At 69.6% G+C, this 2959-nt stretch carries 4 protein-coding genes; all 4 read left to right on the forward strand.

Annotated elements, in window-relative coordinates; genetic code table 11:
• Nucleotides 1–41: 41 nt before the first annotated feature.
• Nucleotides 42–311 (forward strand): phosphopantetheine-binding protein, encoded by a 270-nt coding sequence (locus tag AC08ON_RS04430; protein WP_476606480.1) that lies wholly within the window; start codon nucleotides 42–44, stop codon nucleotides 309–311.
• Nucleotides 308–1567 carry a hydroxymethylglutaryl-CoA synthase family protein gene (locus tag AC08ON_RS04435; RefSeq protein WP_476606479.1) on the forward strand — a complete coding sequence of 420 codons (1260 nt, stop codon included), beginning with the start codon at nucleotides 308–310 and terminating at the stop codon, nucleotides 1565–1567. The genes AC08ON_RS04430 and AC08ON_RS04435 overlap by 4 nt, the downstream gene beginning before the upstream one ends.
• A 10-nt stretch (nucleotides 1568–1577) precedes the next feature.
• Nucleotides 1578–1829 carry a phosphopantetheine-binding protein gene (locus AC08ON_RS04440; RefSeq protein ID WP_476606478.1) on the forward strand — a complete coding sequence of 84 codons (252 nt, stop codon included), beginning with the start codon at nucleotides 1578–1580 and terminating at the stop codon, nucleotides 1827–1829.
• The coding region (locus AC08ON_RS04445) for a beta-ketoacyl synthase N-terminal-like domain-containing protein (protein WP_476616507.1) at nucleotides 1826–2959 on the forward strand (1134 nt) is incomplete at its 3' end. The genes AC08ON_RS04440 and AC08ON_RS04445, both read left to right, overlap by 4 nt.

Below are 2959 nucleotides of genomic sequence, written 5' to 3' on the forward strand. Positions count from 1 at the left end.
TCGCTCGACCTCGGACACGACACCGACCCGAAGGAGGAGCCATGAGCGAACACGTAGACGCGGCGGCCGGCCCCGACGTCCGGACGCTGGTCGAGCAGGTCGTCCGGGAGATCATGCCGGACCTGCGCGACCGCGAGATCTCCGGCGACCGGCACCTGAAGGACCTCGGCGCCGACTCGGTGGACCGGGTGGAGATCATCATGGTCCTGATCGAGCGGCTCGGCTTGGACGAGGGCATGTCCGGCTTCGCGGACCTCCCCGACGTCGACGCACTGGTCGGCTACCTCGCGGACCGGACGGCGGGCCGGTGACCGCGCACGAGGCGGCGGCCCGCGGCGTCGGCATCGAGGACCTGAACGTCTATGCGGGCCTGTTGCAGATCCCGGTGCCCGAGCTCTTCCGCGGCCGCGGCCTCGATGAGGGCCGGCTGGAGAACATCATGATGCGGCAGCGTTCGATCGGCCTGCCCTTCGAGGACCCGGTGACCAACGCGGTCAACGCGGCCAAGCCGATGCTCGACCGGCTGTCGCCCGGGGGCCTCGCGCGCATCGAGCTGGTGATCACTTCCACCGAGTCAGGACTCGACTTCAGCAAGTCCGTGGCCTCCTACGTGCACGACAAGCTCGGCCTGCCGTCCACGTGCCGCGTGCTCGAGGTCAAGCAGGCCTGCTTCGCAGCCACGGCCGCGCTGCAACTCGCCGTCGGCTACGTCGCCTCCGGCATGTCGCCGGGAGCCAAGGTTCTGATCATCGCCACGGACATCGCGCTCGTGGACGAGGTCGCGGGCTACGCCGAGCCCGCCACCGGCCACGGCGCGGTGGCGCTGCTCGTTGGCGAGGATCCGCGCGTGCTCACCGTCGACGTCGGCGCCTTCGGCAACCACTCCTACGAGACGATGGACTCCGCGCGCCCCACGCCGACCTTCGACATCGCCGACGTGGACCGGTCCCTGTTCGCCTATCTGGACTGCCTCAGCCGCAGCTACGCCGATTACGCGTCCAAGGTGGATGGGGCGGACTTCGCGGAGACCTTCGACTACCTGGCGATGCACACGCCGTTCGCCGGGCTGGTCAAGGCCGGTCATCGGAAGCTGATGAAGGAGCAGCAGTCCGGTCGGGGCTCGGCAGGCTCCGTCGACGAGGATTTCGACCGCCGGGTCGCGCCCTCGCTTGTCTATCCCACGCGCATCGGCAACATGTGCTCAGGGTCGGTCTATCTGGCGCTCGCCAGCGTCATCGACCATGCGCCATACGCCGGGTCGGCCAGGCTCGGGCTCTACGCCTACGGATCCGGCTGCTCGTCGGAGTTCTTCAGCGGCACGATCGACCACCGGTCGCGTGCGGCTATCGCCGCTGGCGCCCTCACCGCCCGCCTGGACGCCCGCACCGAGATCGATTTCACCACCTACGCCGAACTCCTCCCGGTGACTCTGCAGTGCCTCGCGCCGGTCGCCGACGCCACGGTCGACCTCGATGCGTACCGCCACCTCGTCCCCGATCTTGGTACTGGCGATCTGCTCGCCCACGTCGCCACCAAGGATTACCACCGGCACTACGCCTGGTTGTAAGGAGACCGTCATGTCGACTCCCGCCGAGGAGCGTGTGTTCACCGCTGTGCGCAGAAACGTGTTGATCGTGGTCGACGACATCGACCCGGTCGAGGTGACCATCGACAGGGCTCTGCGCGACCTGGGCTGCAACTCCGTGGACCGCGCCGAGATCGTCTCGATGACCATGGAGGACCTTGACGTGGCCGTGCCGGTCGCGGAGTTCGTGCAGGTGGGCGATCTGCGCTCGCTCGTGGCTGTCCTCGCCCGGCACCTGCCGTGACGTCGACCGCCGCCGCGCCTCTGGTGACCGGCACTGGCGTGCTCACCGCAGTAGCCGGCGACACGGCCTCCTTCGCCGCCGCGCTGCGCTTCGGCAGCCGTGGCATCGCCGCGTACCCGGGCCCAGAATCCGGCGGCTGGGCGTTCTTCAGCGCTCGGATCCCCGGGCCCGACCTCACTACGCGCCTCGCCGACGCACACCTGGCAGCCCTTCCCGAGGATGTGCGAGCCCGCGCGCGACGCGTCATCCGCCGGGCTCCGCTCACCGCGCAGGCCTCCGTTCTGGCGGCCCTGGAGGGGTGGGCGCGGGCCGGGCTGCATGACCGGCCCGCCGACCCGGACCGGGTCGCCGTCGTCGTCTCCGGCCACAACCTGGCGGGCCGATATGACGATCAGTCCAGGGTCGAGTTCGACCACAACCCCGCGTTTCTCAGACCTACCTACGCACTCCAGTACCAGGACAGCAACCACGTCGCCGTCGTCAGTGCCGTGCTCGGCGTGACCGGCGAGGGCCATACCGTCGGCGCGGCGTCGGCCAGCGGCAATGCGGCGATCATCCAGGGCGCGCGACTGCTCGCCGTTGGCGTGGCAGACGTCTGCCTCGTCATCGGCGCGCTCACCGAGCTGTCCGAGCAGCAGCGTCAGGGCTACCTGAATCTCGGCGCAATGTCAGCGTTCGAAGAATCCACTGACCCCGCGGGCCGATGCCGTCCGTTCGACGTCGCGCGGTCCGGCTTCGTCCCCGGCGAAGGCGCTGCGTGCCTCGTGCTCGAAACCCGTGAATCCGCCGGGCGGCGCGGCGCGACAGGCGTCGCCGAACTGCGCGGCTACGCGATCCGCCTTGACGCCAACCACTCCGCCGACCCGAGCGTCGACGGCGAATCTGCGGTCATGTGCCGAGCGCTCGCTGCGGCGGGCGTACCGCGCTCAGAGGTCGACTACATCAACACGCACGGCACGGCCTCACCACGCGGCGACGAGGCCGAGGCTTCGGCATTGGCAAAGGTATTCGACGGCGACCTGGACCGCATCTGGCTCAACTCCACCAAGGCGCTCACCGGGCACTGCCTGAGCTCGGCCGGCGTCGTGGAGGCCGTGGCGACCGTCGCCCAGCTGGCGGAATCAAGCGGT

Source organism: Frankia sp. CoWAU3 (assembly GCF_977971855.1).

Coding starts and splice junctions, on each gene's coding strand:
- AC08ON_RS04430 (WP_476606480.1), top strand. CDS start 42: ATGAGCGAACACGTAGACGCGGCGGCCGGCCCCGACGTCCGGACGCTG.
- AC08ON_RS04440 (WP_476606478.1), top strand. CDS start 1,578: ATGTCGACTCCCGCCGAGGAGCGTGTGTTCACCGCTGTGCGCAGAAAC.